This is a genomic window from Ruegeria sp. BI11, from assembly GCF_056538005.1.
This window is the reverse complement of record NZ_JBQFSM010000002.1, coordinates 31,646-58,264: the sequence shown is the minus strand read 5'-3', so window position 1 is coordinate 58,264 and position 26,619 is coordinate 31,646. Positions and strand designations below refer to the sequence as shown.

The following is a 26,619-nucleotide window of genomic DNA, read 5'->3' as shown; positions in this document are numbered from 1 at the left end:
ACAGGGGGTCAGATCAGGTCCGACTCCGCCAATTCGCGCAAGGCCTGGAAATCTTGAATCATCAAACCACCGCGCGACGCTTCTACCACGTTGTCGCGTTTCCAGGTCGAGATTGTCTTTGACACAGCTTCACGGGTGGCACCCACAAATTCGGCTAGTTCGCTTTGCGACAGCGTAATTCGTGTCGACGGGTCATCTTGAAGGCCGGACAAATGTAGCAGCTTTCGAGCCAGCCGGATCGGCATAGGCAGGAACACCTGTTCGTTCAGTTGCGATCCCATCCACCGCATACGCAGACCAGCCAGCCGGATCAGGTCGACCGCCAGATCGGGATGCTGGCGAATTTGCTCCATCACATCACCTTGCCGGACACGCAGAACGCGCGAGGGTTCTGCTGCGGCGATGGTGGCGGTTCGGGGGCCGCTGTCGAATAGGGCGATCTCTCCAAACACTTCTCCAGGGCGCATCAGGGTTAGCGATAATTTTCGACCGCTCATGGCAAGAAATGACACCTCAAGTGTGCCTTCAAGGATCGCATACAATGCGTCGCCTTCGTCGCCTTGTTCAAACAGGACATCGCCGCGATTCAATGTGATTTCAGTCGCCTGGGCGGAAAGCATGGCCTTCAGCCCATCGGATGCCTCGGACAGGAAGCCGCTGTCTGGGAAAGCTGTCATGAGTTCCAGATTCTCCGGCTGTGAGTGGTTTGGTGGTGACACAACCTTCCACAGCTTCGGCGTTAAGCCAAGGTTTTTGTCGGTCTTAACCGACAATCCAGTGCAAACGCATGAGGCGAGGGCCTTCTTGTCCGGCTCATCTATTGGTGGTCAGGGTCATCCATGTAGCCTTGCAGGAGATTGAACTGGAGCATCAGAAACACCATCAGCGCGATGGGAAAAGCAAAGGTTTCAATCTTGACCCAAAGGTCGGTGGACATTGTCCGCCAGACAAATTCGTTGGCTGCGGCTAGCACTGCGAAGCAACCACACAGCCGCCGGGTCAGGATCATCCAGCCTTCGTGGCGCATCGGCAGCATCTCATCCAGAACATACGCGAGGTAGGATTTGCCCTGCAGCAGACCAATGCCCAGCATGATTGAAAAGAAGCCATAGACCAACGTGGTTTTCATTTTGAAGAACCGCTCATCATTGAACCAGGCGGTCAGACCACCAAAGAAGATGACCATGAATGCGGTGAATATCTGAATTCGGCTGAGCTTACCGGTCAGATACCAAAGAACACCCATCGCGGCCAGCATCAGCGGTACGAAAAGGATGGTGGCGACAATAAAGCCGGAATATTCGATGCCACCTATTAGGAAGCTGTCATCGCGCAGGCGCAGGTAGATGAAGAAGAAGGCCAACGGGGGCCCAAGCTCCAGCACCTGTTTCAGAAACGGGTTGATCTCTTTTTTGCCTGTCATAACGGTTTCCTGCTGCTTACCCGCCCATTTCAACTATTACGGCGCCCAATGCAATCAATGCCATCAGCGCAATCCGTCTTGGCCCCACTGTTTCTTTCAGAACCAGCCATCCGATCAGCGCTGCAAAGACGGTTGAGGTTTCACGCAAAACGGCTGCTTCGCCGACCTTGTCGAGCCTTGTGGCCAGCATGATGGCTCCGAAAGACATGGGGGCGATTATGCCACCTGCAAGGCCACGCAGCATCAAAGGGCCAATGGCCGGGCGGTTGATCATGGCACGCCATCTGAGAAACGCATAAAACGGCATGGTCGCGCCGTCGATCATGAAGAACCAGGCCAGAAAGGTGAATGGATCAGCAGTAGCGCGAATGCCATAGGCGTCGTAGGTAGTATAGAGCGCTACGAACAAACCGGTCGCGACGGCCAAGACCAGCGCAATACTCAGCGTTTCGCGATTGGTTTCGAGGAATCGAAGATTGTAAGCGGCCAATCCGAAGATACCGGCCAGCAGGACGCCCACACCAAACCATTGGGTGCCAGTAAATGTTTCACCGAACAACAGATAGGCACCGATGACGGTGAACAGGGGGCCGGTGCCACGGACAACCGGGTAGACGACGGTGTAGGAGCCCTTGGTATAGGCCATCGCCTGCAAGACCTTGTAGGCGACATGGATCAGCCAGACGGTAGCAAAGATTGGCCACATATAGGGTTCGGGCCACGGCACAACGAAAAAGGCGAATGGCGCGGCCATCAGGCAATAGCTGGCGTCGATGGCCCCACGCGACAGCCACGGATCGTGACGGCCTTTTTGCAGGGCGCCGAACACTGCGTGCAGGAAAGCGGCCATCAAAGCGAGGCCAAGGGCGAGTTGGTGGCCTGCTTCAGTGCCTTCTAAGGAGATCAGCCAGTCGCTCAAATATCAGGTCTTTTCGCTGGAGGGAGAGGATGGGGGTTTTCCACCCCCAGACCCCCGGAGGATATTGGGGGCCAGATGAAGCTGTGGATCAGGATTGATCCAGACCGGTGAGCGCGGCGGCGAATTCTTCGGGGTCGAAGGGGGCGAGGTCGTCGATCTGCTCGCCGACACCGATGGCGTGGATGGGCAAGCCGAACTTGTCGGCCAGCGCGACCAGGACGCCGCCCTTGGCGGTACCGTCAAGTTTCGTCATCACCAAGCCCGAGACATCCGCCAGATTGCGGAAGGTTTCCACCTGGCTCAGCGCATTTTGACCGGTGGTAGCGTCCAGCACCAGCAAGGTATTGTGGGGCGCGGTTTCGTCTTTCTTGCGGATGACGCGAACGATCTTGGCCAGTTCTTCCATCAGGTCCGCTCGGTTCTGCAGGCGACCGGCGGTGTCGATCATCAGCAAATCGGCGCCGTCCTCTTGCGCCTTGGTCAGGGCGTCGAAGGCAAGGCTGGCCGGATCGGACCCTTCGGGGGCGGTCAGGACGGGAACGCCCGCGCGTTCGCCCCAGACTTGCAACTGTTCGACCGCGGCTGCGCGGAAGGTGTCGCCGGCAGCGATCACGACCTTTTTGCCTGCGGCTTTGAACTGGCTGGCCAGTTTGCCGATTGTTGTGGTCTTGCCAGATCCGTTCACGCCAACGACCAGCACCACTTGCGGGCGTTTGGAGTAGATGGGTAGGGGTTTGGCGACTGGCTCCATAACGCGGGCCACTTCCTGCGCTAAAAGCTGTTTGATTTCCTGCGTCGAGAGCTTTCGGCCATAACGTCCCTCGGCCATGTTCGCGGTGACGCGCAGGGCGGTGTCGACGCCCATGTCTGATGCGATCAGCAGCTCTTCGAGCTGTTCCAGCATGTCGTCGTCCAAGGTGCGGCGTACGGCGGTTTTAGCCTCGCTGCGGCCGAACAGCCGACCCAGCACACCTTTGGAGGGGGGCGCCTCGGGCGGCGGGGGCGCAGGTGTCGGATCAACAGGCGCGGGCTCAGGTACTTCGACAGGTTGCGGTGCTGGCGTAGGCTCAGGCACTTCGGGAACCGGTTGCGGAACTTCCGGCGCAGGTTCGGGCTGCGGCTCGGGCTCGGGGATGATCGGATCGGGGGCGGCCGTTTCCTCGCCACCATCTTCGACGATGGCCTCAAGCCCCTGTTCGAGACGGGACGAGGATTTGAACAGCTTGTCCTTGAGCTTTGAGAAAAACGCCATTTTTGGTCTCCGCAGATGTTCCCCTCACCTAATGCGGATTTGCGACAGTTGCAAAGGGTCAGAGGAACGCGACCAGCAAACCGGCTTGCGCGCCCCAATAAAGCGGCCAGACCAGATAGGGGGTGATCCTTAGGGTAGGGTGATCTGGGGGCAGCAGAAACTTTTCGGTCGCTAGGATCAGGTCCGATGCAATGAAAGCCAAGGCCGCCGGTAGGGCCCAGCGCAGTGTCCCGGATTCCGGAAGGGACAGAACGGTAATACCCATTCCCAGAATGATCGGGATATAACCCAGCACGGGCCCTTTGAGATCTCCGGCTCTTGGAGTCAGTAGGGTAGCGGCAACAATGCCAAGAATGATGAGTGACCAGAAATACCCGGGCCGGTTGAAAATCAGGGCTAGATTGCTTGAAGGGTCGGTCAGAAACAGAGTGATATAGGTCAGATGACCTGCGGCGAAAGCACCAATGCCGACCATAAAGGTGCCGTCCGTCTCTCGCGACAACAGCGCGTCGCCGATGGCGCACAGCAACAAAGCGACGACCAATAAGAGCGGGCTTGCACCCAACAAGGCGATGACGGCCAGCAAGGCGACGGAGGCCGTCTTTAGCACTGTTCGCAAGGCGCTGGCTGGGCGCGGTGACAACGGCAGATAGGCCAAGGCACAGGCGGCTGCGAGCCACAAGAGTACAGTCGGCATGTAAATCCCTCGTGTTTTCCTTAGCTTGTGACGGGTTGTTGATTCTCCTCAATCGGTGACGTAGAGGCAGGCGGTTTTGGGGAATTGGTGATTGGCACTGCGCAAGGCCTTCTGACACAATGCGATCATGCTCAGGTATCTTGCGATTCTTCTTTTGCTGCCCGCGTCTTTGGCGTCAGCGCAATCGGCGTTGTCGGGGGCTGATTTCGATGATTACACGCAGGGAAAAACCCTGTTCTACGGATTTCAGGGGCAGGTTTATGGCGTCGAAAGATACTTGCCTAATCGCCGTGTCATCTGGTCGTTTCTGGACGGCGATTGCAAGCATGGCGTCTGGTACGAACAGGACGGCCAGATCTGTTTCATCTACGAAGACCGGTTGGACCCGCAATGCTGGGTGTTCACCCGTTCAGGGGGCGGCCTGATCGCCCAATTCAACGGTGATCCTGAGGAAACAGAACTCTACGAAGCCGAGGATGTCGACGAAGAGATGATCTGTCATGGGCCGGATGTAGGTGTCTGAGGCCAGTTCAGAATAAAGAACCCTGATCTGGCGCATCTTTTTTGGGCGGTTTTTTCGAGGCTGGCCGTTGAGTTGCCATTTGACCAGTGGTCAATACGCCATCGGCGAATTCGATTTGGAGTGAACTAAGCTTTTCAGCCTGCGCTTTCGTCGTGACAACCTGGTCCTCGGCGCGGACCACAGCGTATCCACGTTGTAATGTGGCTTTGTAGCTGAGCGTTTCGCGCAGGCGGTCGGTGGCGTCCAACTGTTGCCGCGCTCGGTCCAGGCGTGTTGTCTGGGCGACGTTCATGCGATCAGAAAGGCGCGCAATGGTCTGTCGCTGCACCTCGATCTCGCGCTGGATAGGGCGCAAGGACAGGCGCGAGGACAGGTTCCGCACCGCTTCCTGTCGGCTTGAAACAAGGTTGCGCAGCGTTGAGGGGCGCAAATGGGCAGAGAGTTTCACCACTTGAAGGTGGCGATTTTGAACGCCGCGTTCTAGCGCCGGGGTCAGGCGATCTGCAATCAAATCAAGGCTTTGCCGCGGAGTGTTCAACAAGCTGTCCGGACGGGGCAGCGCTCGAGACAGATCGCGCAGGCGCTGCGAACGCCGTTGGACCGCATCGGTTGCGGCGCGGGATAGACGCGCGCCTTGTTCCCCGGTCCAAGCCAACAACTCCATCCGCACGGGCACGGCTAGTTCAGCGGCGGCAGTGGGGGTGGGCGCACGACGGTCCGAGACATAGTCGATCAGCGTCGTGTCCGTCTCGTGCCCCACGGCGGAAATCAGTGGGATATCTGACCCAGCAGCGGCGCGTGCGACGATTTCCTCGTTAAAGCCCCACAGATCTTCGATCGAACCGCCACCCCGGGCGACAATGATCAAGTCAGGGCGAGGCAGCGCGCCGCCGGGAGTAAGCTGGTTAAAGCCGTTGATCGCATTCGCAACCTCGGCGGCGCAATTTGATCCCTGCACGGCGACCGGCCATATTAGAACTTTACGCGGGAACCGATCCCGCAGGCGGTGTAGAATGTCCCGGATGACCGCACCTGAAGGTGAAGTCACAACTCCGATAACCTGCGGCAAGTAAGGCAAGGGTTTCTTACGTTCAGGGGCAAACAGCCCCTCGGCCTCAAGCTGTTTCTTGCGTTTTTCCAGCAACGCCATCAGCGCGCCTTGCCCGGCAACAGCGACTTCATCGACGTTCAGGTTGTATTTCGACTGCGCGCCAAACGCGGTCAGACGTCCGGTGACGACAACCTCAAGCCCTTCTTCAGGCACGACGGACAAGCCCGAGATCTGACCTTTCCACGTGGTGCAGGCGAGCACGTTTCGGTCATCCTTGATGTCGTAATACAGATGCCCCGAGCGCGCTTTGAACACACGTCCGACCTCACCACGCACACGGATTCGGCCAAACGTGCCTTCGAGCGTGCGTTTCACCTCGCCCGAGATGTCCGAGACGGTGTATTCAGGGGTGTTTTGGCCGGGAATTGGGTCGTCAAGCAGGTCGGACATTTCAGCGCCTTGTGTCAAATGCCCGGCCAGCTTAGAACGCCCGCAAGGCGAGGCCAAGCAGATCGGAGAGCATTCATGAATATCCTTATTCTCGGCAGTGGTGGGCGGGAACACAGCCTGGCCTGGGCGGTGATGCAGAACCCCAAATGTGACCGTCTGATCGTGGCACCGGGTAATGCAGGAATTGCGCAGATTGCGGATTGTGCCGCGCTGGATATTGAAAACGGTGGGGAGGTCGTCAGCTTTGCCGAGGAAAACGCGATTGATTTTGTGATTGTCGGCCCCGAGGCGCCCTTGGCCGCAGGCGTAGCGGATCGTTTGCGAGAGGCAGGTGTGCTGGTATTCGGACCATCAGCCGCAGCAGCGCAGTTGGAAGCGTCGAAAAGCTTTACCAAGGAAATTTGCGATGCGTCGGGGGCACCAACTGCGGCCTATGCGCGGTTCACCGAGGCAGAACCAGCCAAGACCTATGTTCGCGAACAGGGCGCGCCGATTGTGGTAAAGGCTGATGGGCTCGCCGCAGGTAAAGGCGTGATCGTGGCAATGGATGAGCAAACTGCGCTGGACGCTATTGACGATATGTTCGGTGGCGCGTTTGGCGGGGCAGGGGCCGAGGTGGTCATCGAAGAGTTCATGGATGGTGAAGAGGCGTCTTTGTTCGTGCTATGTGATGGTGAGAACATCCTGTCCGTCGGTACTGCACAGGACCACAAGCGCGTCGGCGAGGGCGATACCGGCCTGAACACCGGCGGTATGGGGGCCTATTCTCCGGCACCGGTTCTGAGCGCCGAAGTTGAAGAGCGCGCGATGGAAGAAATCATCAAGCCCACGGTGGCCGAAATGAAGCGTCGTGACATGCCGTTTCAGGGCGTTCTCTATGCCGGTCTGATGATCAAAGACGGTCAGCCTCGGCTGGTGGAATACAATGTGCGCTTTGGTGATCCTGAATGTCAGGTTCTGATGATGCGTCTTGGTGCACAGGCAATGGACCTGATGCATGCTGCGGCCGAGGGCCGCTTGGGCGAGGCAAGGGTGAATTGGGCGGATGATCATGCCCTGACCGTGGTGATGGCGGCAAATGGTTATCCCGGCTCCTATGAAAAGGGGAGTTTGATTAACGGCCTTGAAGGGTTGCCCGAGGATAGTGGGAATATGGTGTTCCATGCCGGAACCAAAGCTTCGGATGGGCAGATTGTGGCCTCGGGCGGTCGGGTTCTTAATGTCACCGCGCGTGGAGACACATTGCAGGAGGCGCGGGATCGGGCCTATGCGGCGGTTGATGGCATCGACTGGTCTGACGGGTTTTGCCGTCGCGATATCGGTTGGCGGGCGCTGTGATCCAAAAAGCTCCCGCGCCCTGACGCTGCATCAAGAATGCACCGCCAAAGGCCTTGGGCCGGGCGGCCCGCTGACGCGGGCTGCAGTTGTGTTTAATCTGAACAGTTCAGAGTTTGTTTCATCGCAGTGCGGGTGAACGGAGACAGCGCCTGTGTTTTCCAGTCCTCTTCATAGCTGACGCTGACGATCTGTTGCCAATCGGCACTGACGACGATTAGCTCGGGACCGGTGCCGCAATCTCTGACGCCGCCGGTGATGAAGTTTTCGCCGATACGATGATTGGTGAGGCCGGGCAGGGCGGTAATCTCGGTCAAGCCACCATCGCTGAAACGCCAGATACGCAGGGTCTTAGCCAGATGGGGCCGGTCGATATAGGCGATTTCCACATGACCATCGCCATCCATATCAATGGCGCCAATCGGAGCCAGCCAGCGAAATCGGGTGCCGATGTGTGGTGTGGCGGCGATTTTCTCTTGGTTGCTGTCATAGATCGCCAGTTGAGCGCCTGTTTGGTTGTGGGATTCAACCACGATGACCTCGAATGCGCCGTCCATGTCTATGTCTATTAGCCTTGGGGCTAGGTCTTCAAACACTCTGTTGTAAGGCAGTCGAATGGTGAACGCATCACCGTTAACAGTCAGTTCCAGTGCGCCATACTCTATGTTATCGCCCAAAACCCCATGAGCATAGCGTGTGGTGGGTTCTGTAAAGCGAGCGCTTGTGATTGTTTCAGCAACCGCAGCAACTTCTCCGGTCGGCCACATACACAATGTCATCAGCGCGCCGCGTGCCCCACGTCGCCACAGGCGGGTGGGCAGACGCGGCGCTTGGAATAGCATTAGATCTGCTTTTCGGGCATCTGAACCACCAGGCCGTCCAACTCGTCCGTGACTTTGATCTGGCAGGTCAGCCGCGAGCGGGCTGGATCGGGTTCATAGGCAAAGTCCAGCATGTCTTCTTCCATGTCGTCCTTGCCCGGGATTTTCTCGACCCAGTCGGGGTGGATGTAGACATGGCAGGTCGAGCAGGCGCAGGCGCCGCCGCAATCGGCCTCGATGCCGGGGATGTTATTGTCACGGGCCCCTTCCATGACGGTCAGTCCGTTGGCGACCTCGACTGTATGTTCGGTACCGCCGTGCTCGACATAGGTGATCTTTGCCATTGCGTGCGTCTTCCTCTTTCGATTGTCGAATTCTTCCTTAGTGAAGGCATTTAGGTCTTTCCAGTACCATTTGCGACTCAACACGCCGTGTCTGGACTTTCATGCAATTTGTTCTATTTTTGTTCTCATGCTTGTTGCCCCTGTTCGTCCTGCGGTTTCAAATCGGAACTGGCCGCGCCCGCCGACCTGCTTGCCAGCCAACCGGCTGGACGACCCGCCCGAGGGTGCGCGCGTTGCCGTCGCCGGGCTGGTGATCCTGCGGCAGAGGCCGGGGACGGCCAAGGGGGTGATCTTTGTCACACTTGAGGATGAGACCGGCATCGTAAACGTGGTGGTCTGGCGCAAGATCTACGAGCAATTCCGCCGCGCGGTGATCTCGGGGCGGTTGTTGCGGGTCACGGGTAGGATGCAGCGGGCGCATTCGGTGACCCATGTGATCGCGGAAGAGATCGAGGATATCTCACCCATGCTGGATGTGCTGGTGCAGGGGAAGGGTTAGGCCGCTAGCGGCAAATGGGTCCGCTACTGCGGCGAGCCGTGTCAAAATGAAAATGCCCTTTGTGATAGCGGTCGGCATTGGGGCCCAAAACCGTGCCGAACAGACCGCAGGCGCCGGCATGAAGCTCGTGCATTACGTCGCTTGTATCTTCGGCTGTCCACCCGTCGCGTACGGTAATCACAGTACCATCCATAAGTATAAAGGATGAGATATCAATCGCGCGGCCCCGGGCATGTTCCGACATCCGTGCGTTCGGTTGGTTGTTCTGTGTCTTACATGCATAGTGACCAGCCAGACGCATTCCTTTCAGACCGCCACCTTGATCGGCAAAGGCCGGTTTGGCCGTATTCTCCAACCATGTCTTGAGCGTGATGGCGGTCTCGCAATCCATCAGTGCCAATTGGCTGAGGAAAACATCAGCGACCATGTGGATTCTCACCGGTTCAGCAACACCGCATCCCCGGTACTTTCCTATAAAAGGCTTTCGGACCTCGCCGACAATAGTCCAGTCGCCACACACCGCACCGCGCTCTCGCATCCGTTCGCGGCCGACTTCGATTTGACGGAACTTACAGGGCCGCAGTCGCGGTCTAGGAGATACAGTAAGTTCTTGCTTAGGGAGGGGAGGTGCAGCGTCTTCCTCTAAAAGAACATCCAGTTCAGCGGACGGGTCATACGCCACAAGCTCGTGTGGTTGAGCCTGCGCAGGTTCCTCGCAATCCGGCGCGGCACTCGCCATACCTGCGCAAAAAACAAACAAAGAGGCCAATACTCGCATAAAATAACTCGTTCCTTTTCAGGTCCGATCGATTGTATCATGACCGGCCTCAATTCTTCTGTCGAGGCGCGCACCGGACCGGGCTTTGCAATATCCTTTTCCTATTTAAAGTCAGAGTATAGCAGGGATTTCCCTTTACTTGAACAAATTGCTCTGCGCTTGCGTGCCCCGATTGTCCTTGCGCAAATCGGCATATTGCGGGCGCATTCGGTGACCCATGTGGTCGCGGAAGAGATCGAAGGATTCTCGGGCATGCAGTATGTTTGGTGAGGGGGGAAGGTAGGTCTGCAATGCGGGACGAACTGCCTTTAACTTTTAAGACAGACTGGCGACCGCGCCTACAAACTCGGTCCACCGTTCGCGATCCACAAACCCATAGTGCCCTGCGCCCGACCACTCGTGCGTTGTACAGTTAGCAAGCTCAGAGCAAAGGTGTCGTGGCAATTCTGGTGAAATAATGTCGTCCGCAGTACCATAAAACATCTCCACTGGCTGCTGGATTTCCTTTGGCGAAAACCCCCAGTCCCAAAGAGCCATCGTCATTTCGAAAACACCTTCCTCGTGTTGTTGGTAGCCAAGGCGAAAGTTCTCTTCAAACAAAGCTTGTTGCTCTGGATTGCGGAGGATTGTTTTGGCTTCGTTGGGCAATTGATCAACGACAGACTCCACATATGAAGGGATGTCTTTCAAAGCGTTTTTTGCTCCGATGCGCTCTGCCCAGCGGATCAACAATGTCAGGTGGCGCAGTTTCGCGATGGTCTTCAAATCCTTCAACACCAACATTTTGGTAACGCCGGGCTCATCGAATGGCGCCACAGGAGACGCGAGCGCGACTTTGCGTACACGTTCAGGCATGTGAAGGGCCACGGCCAAAGCGTGGGGGCCGCCCCCGGAATGGCCCGCTACGTTGAATGTATCGAGGCCAAGATGGTCAGCCAGATCTTCCATATCAGCGCCCCAATCGACCATTTTCCGATCCTTCTTCGGACTGGACCCTCCGACACCGGGCTGATCTGCCGCAATCCATCGCACTCCAAGCGAAGCGGTTAAACTGTCGTCGGGTTGACGAATTACGTGAGAGTCGGAAAACCCATGGCTAAAAATCACAGGTGTACCATTAGGGTCGCCGTAAGTGCTGAAAGCGAGCGTTCTACCGTCTCTGAGAGTTAAATGTTCGGTCAAGTTGTTCCCCTAAATCGAAATAGCGTTGGGTCGTGAGTTCGTTGGACTGCTGGCATAGGCTTGATCCAAGGACACGAGCTGTCTTCACTTTTTAGTTACCATAACTATAGGCGCGCATAATGAAACGTAGATGTCAATTTGGGCTCAGAGCCGACACTGGATCAACGTGCCTTATCGCTTAAACAAGGTCTCTTGTGCCAGTCTATCCCGGTTATCCCCACGCAATTCGGCATGTAGCGCGCGACCGGCCTGGACGCCGGGTCGGGCGCTAACCGTTTCCAGCCAGCGGGCAAAGTGGGGCTTATCCTCCAGCACCTGCTGCTGGCCTTCCCATAGGCTGGCCCAGCCCCAGATGGAAATGTCGGCAATGGAATAGAAGTCACCCGCAACATATTCATTTTCAGCCAGCCGCCTATCCAGCACGCCGTACAGACGCCCGACCTCGGTGCGATAGCGGTCTTGGGCGTAGGGAAGGTCTTGCGGCGGGTCCATATAGGGCGCGTATTTCAGGAAGTGGTGCGCCTGACCGGCCATAGGGCCAACGCCGCCCATCTGCCACATCAGCCATTCTTCGACCGCGATCCGGTCACGCTCGGATTTGCCGTAAAAGCGCCCGGTCTTACGTGCCAGATACATCAGGATTGCGCCGCTTTCGAACACTGAGATTGGCGCGCCATCCGGGCCATCCGGGTCGACAATGGCGGGCATGCGGTTGTTGGGGGAAATCTTCAGGAACTTGGTGTCGAACTGGTCCCCCTTGCCGATATTGACCAGATGAGTGGTGTAGGGCAGCTCCATCTCTTCCAAAGCGATGGACGCTTTCCAACCATTTGGGGTGGGCCAGAAATACAGGTCGATCATGACGTCTCCTTGGGTTGAAGGGATCATGAGGCTTTCTGTCCAAACGGCAAGGGTCCTTTGTGACGGGCAGAGGCAAAAAGCCGTGAGCAGCAGAGCTAAGCACACATAAAGCGCCGGTCGGAACACTTGGTAAATCGACTGTTACATATCCGAAACGTTGCCCCTGTCAGGGTTGACGCGACCGCATGTGCGGCGTATGGCCAACTCCACTACGTGGCGATTTGTTACCGGATTGCGGGCCACGCTAAACAAAACCGCTAAAAGGTCAGGATGAAAGGCCCCTTTCGCTTGACCGCGTCTGGGGTTTTTTTGATGCCCTTGCCAGACAAGGGTCGAGAGGAATGACATGAGCGAAAGCTGGAACAAACGCACCCAAGCCGTCCATGGCGGCATCCGTCGCAGCCAATACAATGAAGTCAGCGAGGCGATCTTTCTAACCCAAGGATTCGTCTACGAAAATGCCGAACAGGCCGAGGCCCGGTTCCTGGAATGTGGCCCGGATGACTTCATCTATGCCCGTTATGGCAACCCCACCGTGTCGATGTTCGAGCAGCGCATCGCGGCGCTGGAGGGCGGTGAGGATGCCTTTGCAACGGCTTCGGGGATGGCGGCGGTGAATGGTGCGCTCACCTCGATGCTTAAGGCCGGGGACCACATTGTTTCGGCCAAGGCGCTGTTTGGTTCGTGTCTATATATCGTTGAGAACATCCTGACCCGGTTCGGGGTGGATGTGTCCTATGTGGACGGCACCGATCTGGAGCAATGGAAGGCAGCGATCCGGCCCGACACCAAGGCAGTGTTCTTTGAATCCATGTCGAACCCGGCGCTTGAAGTGATCGATATTGCCGCTGTGTCTGAACTTGCCCACGCAGCCGGGGCTTTGGTTGTTGTGGATAACGTCTTTTCCACTCCGGTGTTTTCGCGGGCCATCGAACAAGGTGCGGACGTGGTGATCTATTCCGCGACCAAGCATATCGACGGGCAGGGACGTGCACTGGGTGGTGTCATCATCGGCTCCAAAGATTTCATCCGCGGTACGGTTGAACCCTATATGAAGCACACCGGCGGTGCGCTCAGCCCGTTCAACGCCTGGATCATGCTGAAAGGTATTGAGACAATGACCCTGCGGGTCAATGCGCAGGCTGAGACGGCTCAAATCGTGGCTGAGGCGCTGGAAGGTCACCCCGCGCTGGAACGCACATTGTATCCGGGGCTGAAAACGCATCCGCAGAATGAGCTGGTTCAGTCACAGTTGGGCGGCAAGGGCGGCACCGTGCTGTCGCTAGACATCAAGGGCGGGAAAAAGGCCGCGTTTGCCTTCCTTAACGCACTGACGATTCCGGTGATTTCCAACAATCTGGGCGATACAAAGTCGATTGCAACGCATCCGGCAACAACGACGCACCAGCGCCTAAGCGATGAGCAGAAGGACGAGCTGAGCATCACGCCCGGCCTGATCCGCCTGTCTATTGGTCTGGAAGATTCCGGCGATCTGTTGTCCGATATCAAGCAGGCGCTGGACGTTTCCCAGCGGTAAATCCCGCATTCACCGCAATGCATGGGGCGCAGATATGGCGCCCTGTGCAAATATGCATCCAGGCTTTGTTTTTGCGCGTATAAGGTTAGACTGGAAAATCTGCCGATCCCGTATATATTCCGGCGACCAACCAAGGAGCCCCGTTCGATGAACGTGCACCCCCGCAGCATTGAAGACGCACCTGACAATGATGACGCAGCCGCCGCGCTTAAAACTCTGCGCAAATGGGCCGAGACTGCGACCGAAGCTGAAATCAGCCAGCTTGATCCGGCTGTTGCGCGCTTGGTTCCGGGGCTGGTTCCAGTAAATTATCCATCGCTTTCACGTGACTATGCCGAAGACTTCAAGGTCGACGCGGCCTATCGCGCAACGTTGCCTGACCTTCAGAACGGGCCATCCAGCCTGATCCGCGGGGCCAAACAGCAAATTCAGCATGTTGGCATTTCCAATTTCCGCCTGCCGATCCGTTTTCACCGTAAGCATGGTGAGGACCTGACACTTGAGACTTCGGTCACCGGAACGGTCAGTCTTGAGGCGGAAAAGAAGGGCATCAACATGTCCCGCATCATGCGCTCGTTCTACAAACATGCTGAGCGTACGTTCAGTTTTGACGTCATGGAAGCTGCCCTGGATGACTACATGACCGATCTGGACAGTTTCGATGCACGGATACAGATGCGATTTTCCTACCCGGATCGGGTGGAAAGCCTGCGTTCGGGGCTGAAAGGATATCAATATTACGATATTGCCTTGGAACTGGTCGAACAGAACGGTGTGCGCCAGAAGATCATGCATCTGGATTACGTTTACTCGTCGACTTGCCCATGCTCGCTTGAACTGAGCGAACATGCGCGAGCTACGCGGGGGCAGTTGGCAACGCCGCATTCACAGCGTTCTGTCGCGCGGATTTCCGTCGTTCTGGATTGTACAGCGAACTGTCTTTGGTTCGAGGACCTGATCGCACTGTGCCGTCGCGCCGTGCCGACGGAAACGCAAGTAATGGTCAAGCGTGAGGATGAACAAGCCTTTGCCGAGTTGAACGCCGCCAACCCAATCTTTGTCGAAGACGCCGCGCGGCTATTCTGCGCTGAGCTTCTGGCCGATCACCATGTCGGGGATTTCCGTGTAGTGGCCAGCCATCAGGAAAGCTTGCACAGCCATGATGCGGTGTCAGTCCTGACCGAAGGTCCAACCTTTGTTTCGGCCAGTCTGGACCCGCGCCTGTTCACGACCCTGTTCCACGTCGGGTAACTCGGTAAGGGAACCTTAAAGTCTCAATTTGATCCAATTGGCGAAATTTTGCCGCATCGCAGCAAAATTTCTGCACGAGCAGTGTGTTTCGCGCTAAACTGGCGAGGAATGCAGCCGTGGTGTGTGTGCCTGCCAGCCCTCAGACCACTCTGAAAGGAAGCCGTGACGTGCAACGCCCGGGGATTTCAGGCCTTGGTCGTCCGCCCCATAGATCGGGGCGGGGCAAGTTCGTTATTTCCTTTGAAGGTTGCATCGCTTTTACAGGAGAAATGACTAATGAATCCGATTACCCAACCGCTTGAATTTCAGGCGGCGGCCATTCGAATGGCCGGTTACGCGGTCAGCAACCAACTGAAGATCATGCAGATTTTGGCAAGCTCGGCCATGGAGTTGCCTTTCGTGCCAGTACAGGCCCTGCATGCGTCATCCTCGGTTCCTGCTCCGGCAGAGAAGAAGCCGGAGTTCAAGTCCAAAACGGCGGCCGCCAAGCCAGTGGCCAAAGCCGAACCGACAGCCGCGCCCAAATCCAAGCCAATCGTTCGAGCCAAAAAGACAACCACTCCGAAAGCCGAATCGCCCAAACCGGCTGTGGCAAAAACTGCCGCTAAGGCTGCAGCGCCAAAGCCAGCTGTGGTAAAAGCGGTCGCCAAACCCACAGTTGCCAAGGCTGCTGCGCCTAAAGCGGTGGCTACCAAGGCTGAGGCAAAGCCCGTCACTCCCAAACCAACGGCCAGATCTGCGGCCCCGAAAGCAGCTGCGAAACCCGCGGCACCAAAGGCCACTGCCAAGCCAGCCGCGCCAAAGGCGCAGGCAACAAAACCGGCCACGCCTAAGCCAGAGGCACCTGCCGTGACACCCGTAGTCCCGAAAGTAGCGGCTAAGCCCGTTGCGCCCCTGGCGGAAGCGAACAAACCTGCGGCACCTCAAAACCGGACGCGCGCGCCTTCGAAACCGCCCGCGATGCCCACACCCGTCAGCAAAACCGACGAGTAAACGGGACATCCGCTTGACACAGTCGTGCAGGCGCGCCAACGCTGCGCCTCATGACGGACATGCGCCCGGTTGGATATGTGATTGGCCTGTTGGTCGCCATTCTTGGGGCGACCATGATGCTGCCTATGCTTGCGGATTTCATCGAAGGCCGGGGCCAATGGCACGTGTTTCTGGGAAGCGGCATCATCACTATGCTGACGGGTGTTGTACTGTCCATCAGCTGTTCAAACGGGGTGGGCGAAGGTCTGACGATCCGTCAGACCTTTTTGCTGACAACCGGTGTCTGGGTGGCGCTGCCCTTTTTTGGCGCAATCCCGTTTCTTTTTGGTGAAACCGAGCTGCGCTTTGTCGACGCCTATTTTGAGGCAATGTCGGGGCTGACCACCACCGGCTCGACCGTCATTTCCGGGCTTGATGATCTGCCTCAAGGCTTGTTGTTGTGGCGCGGGCTGCTGCAGTGGCTGGGCGGTATCGGAATCATCGTTGTCGCCATGGTGTTTTTGCCCGAACTTCGGGTTGGCGGGATGCAAATCTTCCGCTCTGAAGGTTTTGAAACCATGGGGAAAATCCTGCCGCGTGCGCAAGAAATTGCGGGGCAAATTTCGCTGATTTATGTCTTTCTGACCTTTGTTTGCGCGCTCGTCTACACCGGTCTAGGCATGAAGTTCTTTGATGCTGTTGTGCATGCAATGACCACCATCGCGACTGGAGGGTTCGCGAACTACGACTCGTCTTTTGCCAGTTTTTCGGGGCCGATCGAGTATGCGGCTGCGGTCTTCATGATCCTCGCGGCGCTGCCCTTCGTGCGCTATGTTCAGTTCGCCAATGGCAACACGAAATCTTTGTGGCAGGACAGCCAGATACAAACCTTCCTTGCAACAGTCCTTGTGTTGGTTTTGGTCATGGCGGTTTTCCTAACCGTCGTCTTTCCGCATCATTGGGAACAGGCATTCCGGGAATCGCTGTTCAACATCACATCGATCATTTCCGGCACAGGCTATGCCAGCGTCAACTATATGACTTGGGGCAGTTTCCCCGTCATGCTGTTCTTTCTGATAGGCCTGATCGGAGGCTGCGCGGGCTCGACTGCCTGCTCGATCAAGATTTTCCGCTATCAGCTGCTGTTTGCGTCGATCAAAACCCAAATTCGCCGCATCCGATCGCCCCACGGCGTCTTCATCCCGCAATATGGCGGACGCACAATCGGGACGGATGTTTTGACCTCGGTGATGAGCTTTTTCATGTTCTTTGTGCTGTCGCTGGGCGTACTGGCCTGGGCGTTGGCGCTGACCGGGTTGGACTTTATCACTTCGGTTTCGGGGGCTGCGACGGCACTGGCCAATGTCGGGCCGGGGCTGGGCAGCCAGATCGGCCCAGCAGGAAATTTCGCCGGGCTGAATGACACCGCTAAATGGTTGTTGTCCATCGGCATGCTGGTCGGGCGGTTGGAATTGCTGGCCGTCTATGCGTTGTTTACCGTCCAATTCTGGAGAAACTGATGAAAAGACCTTTGGGTGCCCAGATTTCACATATGTTGAAAGATCGGGGCGTTGACGTGATTTTCGGTATCCCCGGCGTTCACAACCAAGAAATGTATCGCGGCATCGAGGAAGCCGGCATCACGCATGTTCTGGCCCGGCATGAACAGGGGGCTGGCTTTATGGCCGATGGTTATGCCCGCGCGACCGGCAAGCCGGGTGTAGCCTATGTCATCACCGGGCCTGGGCTGTGCAATATCATGACGCCGATGGGGCAGGCCTATACGGATTCGGTGCCTTTGCTGGTGATGTCTTCGTGTCTGGATGAATCACAGGCGGTACATGGGCAATTGCATCAGATGAAGGATCAGCTTGGAGCTGCTGAGACCGTGACCGACTGGTCGCGGCAGGCCAATTCCGCACAGGCCGCCTATGGGTTGGTCGAGCGTGCTTTTGAAGAATTCGAACTGTTCCGTCCGCGTCCCAAACATATTCAGGTGCCGATTGCCCAGCTTGAGGCCGATGCCGACCCCGCGCCATTTCCCAATCAGCCGGGTCTGCGCACCAAGGTTTTGCCGCCCGATATAGCACCGGTCATGTCACTGCTGAATATCGCGCGCAGGCCGTTGTTCATTTTGGGCGGTGGCGCGCGGTCCAATCTGTGGCGACAGATATTGACGGAACTGGGTGCGGCCTGTTTCACAACCTTTGCCGGGCGTGGGATGGCCGGGCAGGGTTATGCACTGGACTTTGGCGCCATGCTGACCCGCCCCGGCAGTGCCGAGGTAATAGGGTCTGCTGACCTTGTAGTTGCCGTGGGTGCTGAACTTGGCGAGGTCGATCTGTGGCGCGACAACCTGGGGCACAACGCTCATCTGGTGCGGGTCGATCTTGATCCCAGAGTTCTGTCCGACCACCATCGCGCAGGCGTCAAGCTGCAGGCTGATGGGGAAAGCTTTGCGCATGCCTTGTGGGGTGCGATTGACAAGGTGAAACCCGCAACGGGTTGGACACCGGAAGAAATCACCGAGGCGCGCAGACGCTGGCGTGCCGAGGTCGATGCCGAGCGGCCGGGGATTGTTCCGGTGCTTGATGCTCTGCGTGATGCCATCCCAGCGGATACGATGATCTATTCCGACATGACCCAAATCGCCTATGCGGGGAAAGAGGTCTGGGATATGGCCTATCCCTATCACTGGCATCACCCGACCGGCTTTGGCACGCTGGGATATGGTTTGCCCGCTGGTATTGGCGGTGCGGTAGCGCGTCGGAGAAAACCAACAGCTGTGATCGCCGGGGATTACGGATTTCACTATACAATGATGGAGCTTGGCGCAGCGGTCGAGCTGGGCCTTTCACTGCCCATTATCCTGTGGGACAACGGCAAGCTCAAAGAGATCGAGGACAGTATGGTCCGAGGTCAGATCGCGCCGAACGCGGTGATCGCCCACAACCCGGATTTCTGCAAACTGGCCGAGGCTTTTGGGGCCCTGTCTGCCGCGCCTACCAGTTTGACCGAGATGCAGACCGCACTGCGCGCGGCCTTTGATGCGCCGGTTCCAACCCTGATTCGCGTAACGCCTGATATCGTGTAACCACAAAAAACGCCGCCCAAAGGGGCGGCGTTCCACTTTTTGGGATCAATTTAATCCCAACAATGCACCAGAACGGTCATTCCGTTGGCCCTGCGGCTAAGTTCGTTGGGCGAGATCTCGGCAGTCGATTGACCCGGTTGGCCCGAGACGCCCGCCTGTTCAAGCGCCGTGTTCAACCGCTCAGCCGTGGCTGCCAGACTGACCGAGGCGGGCAGGGTGCGCCCATCGGACGGGGTGGGTAGCAACATACCGACAACCTGACCTGCGCCGTCAAAAACAGGCCCGCCCGCATCACCCGGTTGGGCGGCCATCGCCAGACGTTTGACACCGTCTTCTCCGTTCAGGCCGCGCACGTCAGTGATCTGGCCATAGGTCAGCGTCGGCGCCCCCAGTGCGCCCTGATACGAAAAGCCCGACACTGCGACCTCGGATTGGATGCGCGGTTGGTCGGTGCCGAATTCCGCAACGCTGATCGGCGCAAGGTTGTTGCGAGGGCGCAGAACGGCCACGCCCAGATCAGCATCGGCCCAGGCGACCTGAACTTCCTGATCGTCGTTCAGGGTGATCCGGGTGCAGCTGTCGGTGGCCTCGGATACCGTCAGGATTGTACCGCTGGCATCGGTGAAAAAGCCGGACCGGGACAGGCGCGGCTTGCGGATTTGCAGGCCGGAAACAAGATCGATCCGTTGCTCGGCATTCGCCCCGGCCCCTGCGTCCAGCACAGCGCTATTGGTGGTAAAGCTGGCCTTGATCGCGGCCAGAACTCGCGCTCGACGACCTTCATCCCCTTCGGGCCAGACAAGCGTGAAACCTTTGATCTGGCCGTCCTTCAGCGCTGCCTGAGTATAGGAGACAACACCATTGCCGCGACCTTCCAGCGTAAAGCGATCACCACGCAGCTCTCGCGGACCGCCCAGGGGGACAATCTCAAGCGACTGCATGACCTCGTACAGCGCGCGCAGGGTGGCCTTGTCGCCTTCCTGGCTGATCAACAGCGCCTTGGCGCCCAAATCGTCGGTACCTTGGAAATGCGCAAAGGGGGCCTCATATCGGTCAAAGGCAACGACATCCAACGGAAGGTCCAGATCAATACCGGCCTGCGGGTCCGAATAACGCGCCATGCCGACGCTGATCAGCGGTGCGTTGTAGTCATCCATCAGCGCCTTGCGTTGCGCTGTGGTCAGAACACCAGTGACTTCAAAGCCGTTGAAACGCTGCCAATCGCCCATTGAACGGCGTGTTCCTTGACCGAATGCGCCGTCGATGGTGGCGTTGTAAAAACCTGCGGCCTGAAGGGCGGTCTGCAAATCCCTACGTTCTAGTGCGGTCAGCAAACGTTCAGACTGCAAGGCCTGCGACCGGGTTTCATCTGCGGGCTCAGCCGACAGCCCGGATATGGTCGGCTCAGGTTGCGGGGTGTTTTCGACGGGCGGCGTCACCACACCCCGGTTCAGGATATTTTCTCCGACCGGCCAGAACTGCTGACCCAATGAGCTTGTGAAGGCAATGTAGCTGTCAGCGGGTATCTGACCCTCGGCCCGGTAAACGTCCAGGACCTGCTCGGCATCACTGCGCAAATAGGGCCCGATAACAATGGCATACCAGCCAGAGTTCAGGCGAAACCCGTTCACATCGGGCAGGACGTTTGCATAAGCCTGTGCGCGCTCTTGCGCTTCGCGCAGCGAAGGGCGTGCTTCGACCTGTACCCAAACACCAGCGTCCTGTTGCGCTGATGCGACGCTTGCGCCGATAGAAAATAGAAACAAAATTGCAGTGAATATGCGTGTCATTGTCTGCCCGTGTTCGCAGTGTTTTAGCTTTGCGGCAGACTACGCGATTTGAGACGCAGAAAGCCATGCCCGGAATACGGGGAATTTCCAGTGTGGCGGCGCAGTGACAGCCTGACCCGATTGGCCCGTTGACGCCCCTTGGCCCCTTGCATAGGAAGGGCAAAACCGACCGGAACCGGGCGCAGACGTGCCCAAAGGGAATGTCATGACCGAACCGTCCAGCGTACCACGTTCTTTTCAAGAAATTATTCTGCGACTTCAGACCTATTGGGCCTCGAAAGGTTGCGCCATCCTGCAGCCCTATGACATGGAGGTTGGTGCGGGTACGTTCCACCCAGCCACCACATTGCGCGCCCTGGGGTCGAAACCGTGGGCGGCAGCGTATGTGCAGCCCTCGCGCCGCCCGACTGATGGGCGGTACGGAGAGAACCCGAACCGGTTGCAGCATTATTATCAGTACCAGGTGCTGATCAAACCCAGCCCGCCGGATCTGCAGGAGCTGTATTTGGGCAGCCTTCAGGCCATCGGTATCGACATGGACCTGCATGACATCCGCTTTGTCGAAGATGACTGGGAAAGCCCCACGCTGGGTGCCTGGGGGCTTGGCTGGGAAGTTTGGTGCGACGGTATGGAAGTCAGCCAGTTTACCTATTTCCAACAGGTTGGGGGCCACGATTGCGCGCCGGTCTCCGGTGAGCTGACCTATGGTCTGGAACGACTGGCAATGTATGTGCTGGGCATCGACCACGTGATGGATATGCCTTTCAACGATCCGCAATCGCCCAGCCCGCTGACCTATGGCGACATCTTCAAACAGACCGAAGAAGAATATGCCCGCTGGAACTTTGACGTTGCCAATACCGAAGTTCTGCTGCGTCACTTCGAAGAGGCCGAGGCCGAATGCGCCGCCATTCTTGCGCAGGATCATGACGATCCCAAAACTGGCAAGCGCATCATCATGGCTCACCCGGCCTATGACCAATGCATCAAGGCCAGCCACATCTTTAACCTGCTGGATGCGCGGGGCGTGATCTCGGTCACGGAACGGCAGGCTTATATTGGTCGCGTGCGGGCGCTGGCCAAGCAATGTGCCGATGCGTTCGTGCAGACCAAGGCCGCCGGGTTCGAGGCCTGATGGCGCGCTCAGGCCAATCCCGGCAACAGCACTTTCAGGCCATCCGCAATCATGCCGATTGCGATGGCCGACAGGATCATGCCCATGAAGCGGCTCATGATCACGCGTGCGTTGTCGGACAGACGTTTTGCCAGGGCCGAGGCGTTCCAGAAGGTGATGAACAGCAGGAACAGGACAACCAGAAACACGCCTGCATATATGATGGCGTCCATGGGTTTCGAAATGTGGTGAGCATAGAGGATCAGCGTTGTGATCGTTCCGGGTCCGACCAAAATAGGAAAGGCCAGCGGGTAGAAGGCCACAGTTGCGGGTTCGGGGTAGGCTTGCTTTTCCCCCTTGGTCCCGTGATGCGAGGTGCTTTCGTTGCCGTTCAGCATGTTCAAACCGATCATAAGTACGACCAGACCACCCGCGACGCGCAGATCATCAACACTGATTCCGAACAGGCCAAGCGTCTGATTGCCAATGGCCGCGAATGCTCCACCCAGGATCAGGCAGTACGTCGCTGTTTTCGCCGCGACCTTTCGCTGGTCGGTGGGCGTCAGGCCGTCAGTTACGCTCAGGAAGACGGGCAGGTTGGTGATCGGGTTCATGATCGCAAACAGCGCGCCGAAGAACCCAACGGCAAGGGTCATGTCCATTCAAAAAGCCTCGTTCCGACCTGTATCAGTTTGGAAACTGGCCTATTTTTTGCCAAGTTGAAAGAGGCCGCGTGATTGGGATGTTGAGAAGATGACCGGAAAACTGCTTGCAATCATCCTTCTTGTTTCCGCGGTGTTGGCCGGGGTGGGAATGTATTACCTGCAGGTGTACGGGTTCTACTATAACGTCGAGGCCAAACCGGGGCAGGACGTGGCATTGCTTGCCGAAGGGGAAGAGGAACCCCGGCTAATCGTCTATTCGGCGTTTCAGGCGATCGATGCGGACAGCTCTCCGATCCGCTACCGGGCGTGTTTTGAAACTGAGATGACGGGTGAAGACCTGGCAGTTTTTCAGTCGGTCGAAGACCCCGAACCGCTGACCGCGCCGGGTTGGTTTGATTGCTACGACGCAGTGGCCATTGCCGAGGCCCTGAAAACGGGGCAGGCGCAGGCTTATATGGGCGCCAAGAATATTCACTATGGTGTGGACCGGATCGTCGCCATAACCGCAGATGGCAAAGGCTATGTCTGGCACGCGCTGAATAATTGCGGTGAAAAGGCCTATGACGGCACCGTAGTCGGCGAGGAATGCCCGCCGCGACCCGAAAGCTGAGGGCGCTATGACCGAGGCCGTGCATGAGGTTTCAAACCTGCTAACTGCCACGCTGGGCATCGCGGTCTATCTGATCGGGGCTGAGATCAACGCGCGGGTGGCTGTGCTCCGGCAGTTCAATATTCCCGAACCGGTGACGGGCGGTCTACTGGCTTCGTTCCTGCTGCTGTTTCTGTATCTGGCTTTCGGTCTTGAGTTGAGTTTCGACCTGGCCGCCCGGGATTTCCTGCTGATTGTGTTCTTTGCCGGGATCGGCCTGAATGCCCGCCTGTCTGACTTGATTGCTGGTGGCAAGCCTCTGTTATTGCTTGTAATTTTGACGATAGTAACGATTGTTGCCCAAAATGTTGTCGGTGCGGTTGGGGCCGTGGCCTTTGGCTATCCGGCGCAGGCCGGGGTTCTGTTTGGGTCAGCCTCTCTGATCGGTGGCCACGGCACGGCGATTGCCTGGGCACCCGAGGTTGGTGCTGCGACCGGCCTGACGGGTGCGACAGAACTGGGCGTAGCTGTGGCGACGTTGGGCCTTGTGCTGGCCGCTCTGGTTGGCGGGCCGATTGCGCGCCTATTGATCGAAGGTAAAAACCTGTCACCGGAGCGTCCGGGCGAAGAACACACGGTTGGCTTGCCGGACAATCCCAACGAGGATGAGGCCAAGATCGACCACCTGACAATCATGCGTGTTCTGCTGCATCTGAATGTGGCGATCATCTTTGGCTTGGCGCTGAATGAGGCGATCCTTGCCACCGGGCTGAAGTTGCCATCGTTCGTGCCCTGCCTGATCATGGGGATCGTCATCGCCAACCTGCGCGAAGCCGTTGCGCCAAATGCGCCGCCAGTGTCGCGCACACCCTCGCTGGCTCTGATCTCGGAATTCTCGCTGGGGGCGTTTCTGGCGATGTCGCTGATGAGCCTGCAACTTTGGACAATCGCCGAGCTGGGTCTGGCCATCGTTGCCGTCTTGACCGCGCAGACCCTGTTTACTGTGGCTTTTGTGATCTGGGTGCTGTTCCCGGTGATGGGCGGCAACTATCGCGCCGCCGTGTTGTCTGCGGGATTTGGCGGTTTCGCTTTGGGCGCGACCCCGACCGCCATTGCCAATATGACCGCAGTTACCAAGCGATATGGCCCGTCGCCTATTGCCTTTATCGTGCTGCCCCTTGTATCCGCCTTCTTTGTGGATATCGCCAATGCCATCGTCATCCAGACGATCGTCAATTTCTAAGGACCGAAAATGCCCGACCTGCTGATCGAACTGTTTTCCGAGGAAATCCCCGCCCGCATGCAGACCCGCGCGGGTGAGGACCTGAAAAAGCGGATCACCGACGGTTTGGTCGAGGCCGGTCTGACCTATGCCGGTGCCGCCGCGCTGACCACGCCGCGCCGCCTGACGCTGGCGATCGAAGGTCTTCTGACTGAGAGCCCGACGATCCGCGAAGAACGCAAAGGGCCGAAAGTCGGCGCACCCGATAAAGCCATCGAAGGCTTTCTGCGTGGCGCAGGGCTAACCCGCGATCAGTTGGAAGAGCGCGACACACCCAAGGGCGCGGTCTATTTCGCCACCATCGAAAAAGCGGGTCGCCCGGCGGCTGAGATCGTGGCCGAGGTGTTAGAGGCGACCATTCGCAACTTCCCCTGGCCGAAGTCGATGCGCTGGGGCAGCGGCTCACTGCGTTGGGTGCGTCCCTTGCATTCGATCCTGTGCATTCTGTCCGATGAGGCAGGCGCGCAGGTCGTGCCGCTTGAGGTCGAAGGGATCAAGGCGGGTGATACCACTGCGGGTCACCGCTTTATGGCGCCGGATCGGTTTACGGTTACTTCCTTCGACGATTACGTCGCCAAACTGAAGCGTGCCTTTGTGGTACTGAACCCCGCCGAACGGGCTGAACATATCTGGAACGACGCCCAGAACATGGCCTTTGCCGCCGGTCTGGAAGTGGTCGACGACAAGGGCCTGCTGGCCGAAGTCGCGGGGCTGGTTGAATGGCCTGTGGTCCTGATGGGGAAGATCGACGAGGAGTTCCTCGACCTGCCGCCTGAGGTGCTGCAAACCTCGATGAAAGAGCATCAGAAATTCTTCTCGGTCCGCAATCCAAAGACGGGTCGGATCGAGCGGTTCATAACCGTCGCCAACCGCGAAACCACCGACAATGGCGCGACCATTCTGGCGGGCAACCAAAAGGTGCTGTCGGCGCGTTTGGCAGACGCCAAATTCTTTTGGGAGAACGACCTGCGTGTCGCCAAATCGGATATCGCCCAATGGACCCGCGCGCTTGAGAATGTGACCTTCCACAACAAGCTGGGCACGCAGGCCGAGCGGATCGACCGCATCGCTGCGCTGGCCCGCGAACTGGCCCCAGTGACTGGTGCAGATGCGGATCAGGCCGAGAAAGCCGCGCGTCTGGCCAAGGCTGATCTGAACTCGGAAATGGTTTACGAATTTCCGGAACTTCAGGGGCTTATGGGCCGTTACTACATCGAAGCCGCTGGCGAAGACGCCGCCGTGGCTGCCGTTGCGCAGGAACATTACTCGCCACTGGGTCCGTCGGATTATGTGCCGACTGCGCCCCTGTCGGTGACCGTTGCGCTGGCCGACAAGCTGGACACGCTAACCGGGTTCTGGGCGATTGATGAGAAACCGACTGGATCAAAAGACCCCTTTGCCTTGCGCCGTGCGGCTTTGGGTGTCACGCGGCTGGTTCTGGAAAACGATCTGCGCCTGTCGATGGCCGACCTGTTTGCAGCTGCGTTGAAGGTTCTTTTGAAGCTGCCTGAGTGGCAAGCTGCCCTGTTGGGTGCCAAGGCCGAGCAAACACAGGCAAGCGACGAGGACAAAGACGCGGTAGCCAAACGCGTGCACGAACTGGCCCACCAGGTCGAGGCGGCGAATGCCATCGTCTCGGCAGTGCCTGCGGATTTGCTGTCGTTTTTCCACGACCGCCTCAAGGTTTTCCTGCGGGACGAGGGTATACGTCACGACATCATCGACGCCTGCATCGCGATGGAGGGGAATGACGACCTCAACCTACTGGTCAAACGCGCCCGCGCTCTGAGTGCGGTGATTGCCACCGAGGATGGAGAGAACCTCGTGCAGGGCTTCAAGCGCTCCAACAATATCCTGACGCAGGCCGAGGAAAAGGATGGCGTCGAATACTCCTATGGCGCGGATGTGAAATTCGCCGAGACGGACAGTGAACGGGCGCTGTTTGCGGCCCTTGAGCAGGCGCAGGCAGAAATCGAACCGGCATTGAAGGCCGAAGACTTCCCCAAGGCGATGGCCACAATGGCGGCGCTGCGTGGCCCGGTCGATGCGTTCTTTGACGAGGTTCAGGTGAACACGGACAACGATATCGTTCGCCGCAACCGTTTGAACCTGCTGAGCCAAATCCGTCAGGTCTGCTCCAGCGTGGCGGATCTCAGCAAGATCGAAGGTTAATCCAGAACGCCCTTGCGC

26 protein-coding genes and 1 riboswitch are annotated in these 26,619 nt (G+C 57.8%); of the genes, 13 read left to right on the top strand and 13 right to left on the bottom strand.

The annotated features are described in order from the left end of the window. Window positions 1-8: 8 nt before the first annotated feature. The 5 genes from ACR0DT_RS05080 to ACR0DT_RS05060 all read right to left on the bottom strand — a co-directional run bounded on the left by ACR0DT_RS05080 (window position 9) and on the right by ACR0DT_RS05060 (window position 4,291). Complete coding sequence (locus ACR0DT_RS05080; RefSeq protein WP_480709716.1) at window positions 9-677, bottom strand: Crp/Fnr family transcriptional regulator; 669 nt, start codon at window positions 675-677, stop codon at window positions 9-11. Window positions 678-817: 140 nt separating this feature from the next. After that, the gene (locus ACR0DT_RS05075; RefSeq protein ID WP_480709715.1) at window positions 818-1,423 is read right to left on the bottom strand and encodes an inner membrane-spanning protein YciB; all 606 of its coding nucleotides are present in this window, start codon (window positions 1,421-1,423) and stop codon (window positions 818-820) included. 16 nt (window positions 1,424-1,439) lie between these two features. Continuing rightward, on the bottom strand, window positions 1,440-2,342 hold the full coding sequence (locus tag ACR0DT_RS05070; protein WP_480709714.1) for an EamA family transporter: 903 nt from the start codon (window positions 2,340-2,342) through the stop codon (window positions 1,440-1,442). Between the two features lie 88 nt (window positions 2,343-2,430). Beyond that, complete coding sequence (gene ftsY, locus ACR0DT_RS05065) at window positions 2,431-3,594, bottom strand: signal recognition particle-docking protein FtsY (protein ID WP_480709713.1); 1,164 nt, start codon at window positions 3,592-3,594, stop codon at window positions 2,431-2,433. A 58-nt stretch (window positions 3,595-3,652) separates the two neighbouring features. Next, complete coding sequence (locus tag ACR0DT_RS05060; RefSeq protein WP_480709712.1) at window positions 3,653-4,291, bottom strand: lysoplasmalogenase; 639 nt, start codon at window positions 4,289-4,291, stop codon at window positions 3,653-3,655. Between the two features lie 127 nt (window positions 4,292-4,418). Here ACR0DT_RS05060 and ACR0DT_RS05055 point away from each other — a divergent pair, with 127 nt between their 5' ends. Next, the gene (locus tag ACR0DT_RS05055) at window positions 4,419-4,814 is read left to right on the top strand and encodes a hypothetical protein (RefSeq protein WP_480709711.1); all 396 of its coding nucleotides are present in this window, start codon (window positions 4,419-4,421) and stop codon (window positions 4,812-4,814) included. 7 nt (window positions 4,815-4,821) lie between these two features. Here the strand turns inward: ACR0DT_RS05055 and xseA are convergent, their stop codons facing one another. Next, window positions 4,822-6,315, bottom strand: a complete 1,494-nt coding sequence (gene xseA / locus ACR0DT_RS05050) for an exodeoxyribonuclease VII large subunit (protein ID WP_480709710.1) — start codon at window positions 6,313-6,315, stop codon at window positions 4,822-4,824. Window positions 6,316-6,390: 75 nt separating this feature from the next. Here xseA and purD point away from each other — a divergent pair, with 75 nt between their 5' ends. Continuing rightward, window positions 6,391-7,653: a phosphoribosylamine--glycine ligase gene (purD, locus tag ACR0DT_RS05045; protein WP_480709709.1), complete on the top strand. Its 1,263-nt coding sequence runs from the start codon at window positions 6,391-6,393 to the stop codon at window positions 7,651-7,653. A gap of 92 nt (window positions 7,654-7,745) precedes the next feature. Here purD and ACR0DT_RS05040 read toward each other — a convergent pair whose 3' ends face one another. Beyond that, the gene (locus ACR0DT_RS05040; RefSeq protein WP_480709708.1) at window positions 7,746-8,492 is read right to left on the bottom strand and encodes an FG-GAP repeat domain-containing protein; all 747 of its coding nucleotides are present in this window, start codon (window positions 8,490-8,492) and stop codon (window positions 7,746-7,748) included. Next, window positions 8,492-8,815, bottom strand: a complete 324-nt coding sequence (locus tag ACR0DT_RS05035; protein ID WP_170759256.1) for a 2Fe-2S iron-sulfur cluster-binding protein — start codon at window positions 8,813-8,815, stop codon at window positions 8,492-8,494. Before ACR0DT_RS05035 ends, ACR0DT_RS05040 begins: the two co-directional genes overlap by 1 nt. A 127-nt stretch (window positions 8,816-8,942) precedes the next feature. Here ACR0DT_RS05035 and ACR0DT_RS05030 point away from each other — a divergent pair, with 127 nt between their 5' ends. Continuing rightward, window positions 8,943-9,314 carry an OB-fold nucleic acid binding domain-containing protein gene (locus tag ACR0DT_RS05030; protein ID WP_480709707.1) on the top strand — a complete coding sequence of 124 codons (372 nt, stop codon included), beginning with the start codon at window positions 8,943-8,945 and terminating at the stop codon, window positions 9,312-9,314. A gap of 4 nt (window positions 9,315-9,318) precedes the next feature. Here the strand turns inward: ACR0DT_RS05030 and ACR0DT_RS05025 are convergent, their stop codons facing one another. Further along, window positions 9,319-9,852, bottom strand: coding sequence for an extensin-like domain-containing protein (locus ACR0DT_RS05025; protein ID WP_480709706.1), 534 nt, complete (start codon window positions 9,850-9,852; stop codon window positions 9,319-9,321). Window positions 9,853-10,131: 279 nt separating this feature from the next. Here ACR0DT_RS05025 and ACR0DT_RS05020 point away from each other — a divergent pair, with 279 nt between their 5' ends. After that, on the top strand, window positions 10,132-10,362 hold the full coding sequence (locus ACR0DT_RS05020; RefSeq protein WP_480709705.1) for a hypothetical protein: 231 nt from the start codon (window positions 10,132-10,134) through the stop codon (window positions 10,360-10,362). A 45-nt stretch (window positions 10,363-10,407) separates the two neighbouring features. On the opposite strand, the gene ACR0DT_RS05015 is transcribed toward ACR0DT_RS05020, so the two are convergent. Continuing rightward, window positions 10,408-11,274 carry an alpha/beta fold hydrolase gene (locus ACR0DT_RS05015; protein WP_480709704.1) on the bottom strand — a complete coding sequence of 289 codons (867 nt, stop codon included), beginning with the start codon at window positions 11,272-11,274 and terminating at the stop codon, window positions 10,408-10,410. Window positions 11,275-11,445: 171 nt separating this feature from the next. Continuing rightward, window positions 11,446-12,135 (bottom strand): glutathione binding-like protein, encoded by a 690-nt coding sequence (locus tag ACR0DT_RS05010; RefSeq protein ID WP_480709703.1) that lies wholly within the window; start codon window positions 12,133-12,135, stop codon window positions 11,446-11,448. Between the two features lie 203 nt (window positions 12,136-12,338). Further along, window positions 12,339-12,416, top strand: a riboswitch (SAM riboswitch). A 65-nt stretch (window positions 12,417-12,481) separates the two neighbouring features. Between ACR0DT_RS05010 and metZ the strand changes: the two genes are divergently transcribed. The 5 genes from metZ (at window position 12,482) to ACR0DT_RS04985 (ending at window position 18,989) form a co-directional block, all read left to right on the top strand. Then, window positions 12,482-13,672, top strand: a complete 1,191-nt coding sequence (metZ, locus tag ACR0DT_RS05005) for an O-succinylhomoserine sulfhydrylase (RefSeq protein ID WP_480709702.1) — start codon at window positions 12,482-12,484, stop codon at window positions 13,670-13,672. A 147-nt stretch (window positions 13,673-13,819) separates the two neighbouring features. Further along, window positions 13,820-14,923: a GTP cyclohydrolase FolE2 gene (gene folE2 / locus ACR0DT_RS05000; protein WP_480709701.1), complete on the top strand. Its 1,104-nt coding sequence runs from the start codon at window positions 13,820-13,822 to the stop codon at window positions 14,921-14,923. Between the two features lie 276 nt (window positions 14,924-15,199). Further along, on the top strand, window positions 15,200-15,916 hold the full coding sequence (locus ACR0DT_RS04995) for a hypothetical protein (protein WP_480709700.1): 717 nt from the start codon (window positions 15,200-15,202) through the stop codon (window positions 15,914-15,916). Between the two features lie 50 nt (window positions 15,917-15,966). Next, complete coding sequence (locus ACR0DT_RS04990; protein ID WP_480709699.1) at window positions 15,967-17,415, top strand: TrkH family potassium uptake protein; 1,449 nt, start codon at window positions 15,967-15,969, stop codon at window positions 17,413-17,415. Continuing rightward, entirely contained in the window at window positions 17,415-18,989 is a 1,575-nt protein-coding gene (locus ACR0DT_RS04985) for a thiamine pyrophosphate-binding protein (RefSeq protein ID WP_480709698.1), read from the top strand. The genes ACR0DT_RS04990 and ACR0DT_RS04985 overlap by 1 nt, the downstream gene beginning before the upstream one ends. 50 nt (window positions 18,990-19,039) lie before the next feature. Here the strand turns inward: ACR0DT_RS04985 and ACR0DT_RS04980 are convergent, their stop codons facing one another. Beyond that, window positions 19,040-20,779, bottom strand: a complete 1,740-nt coding sequence (locus tag ACR0DT_RS04980) for a serine protease (protein ID WP_480709697.1) — start codon at window positions 20,777-20,779, stop codon at window positions 19,040-19,042. Between the two features lie 205 nt (window positions 20,780-20,984). Between ACR0DT_RS04980 and ACR0DT_RS04975 the strand changes: the two genes are divergently transcribed. Next, a complete protein-coding gene (locus ACR0DT_RS04975) occupies window positions 20,985-21,914 on the top strand; it encodes a glycine--tRNA ligase subunit alpha (protein WP_480709696.1) in 930 nt (309 codons plus the stop codon). 8 nt (window positions 21,915-21,922) lie between these two features. Here the strand turns inward: ACR0DT_RS04975 and ACR0DT_RS04970 are convergent, their stop codons facing one another. Further along, entirely contained in the window at window positions 21,923-22,555 is a 633-nt protein-coding gene (locus tag ACR0DT_RS04970) for a MarC family protein (protein ID WP_480709695.1), read from the bottom strand. Between the two features lie 91 nt (window positions 22,556-22,646). On the opposite strand from ACR0DT_RS04970, the gene ACR0DT_RS04965 reads away from it, so the two are divergent. From ACR0DT_RS04965 to glyS, 3 genes are read left to right on the top strand one after another with little or no spacing between them, the layout of a single operon-like run. Further along, window positions 22,647-23,168: a DUF6446 family protein gene (locus tag ACR0DT_RS04965; protein ID WP_480709694.1), complete on the top strand. Its 522-nt coding sequence runs from the start codon at window positions 22,647-22,649 to the stop codon at window positions 23,166-23,168. A gap of 7 nt (window positions 23,169-23,175) precedes the next feature. Continuing rightward, window positions 23,176-24,390 carry a sodium/glutamate symporter gene (gene gltS / locus ACR0DT_RS04960; RefSeq protein ID WP_480709693.1) on the top strand — a complete coding sequence of 405 codons (1,215 nt, stop codon included), beginning with the start codon at window positions 23,176-23,178 and terminating at the stop codon, window positions 24,388-24,390. 9 nt (window positions 24,391-24,399) lie between these two features. Continuing rightward, complete coding sequence (glyS, locus tag ACR0DT_RS04955; protein WP_480709692.1) at window positions 24,400-26,601, top strand: glycine--tRNA ligase subunit beta; 2,202 nt, start codon at window positions 24,400-24,402, stop codon at window positions 26,599-26,601. Window positions 26,602-26,619: the final 18 nt, after the last annotated feature.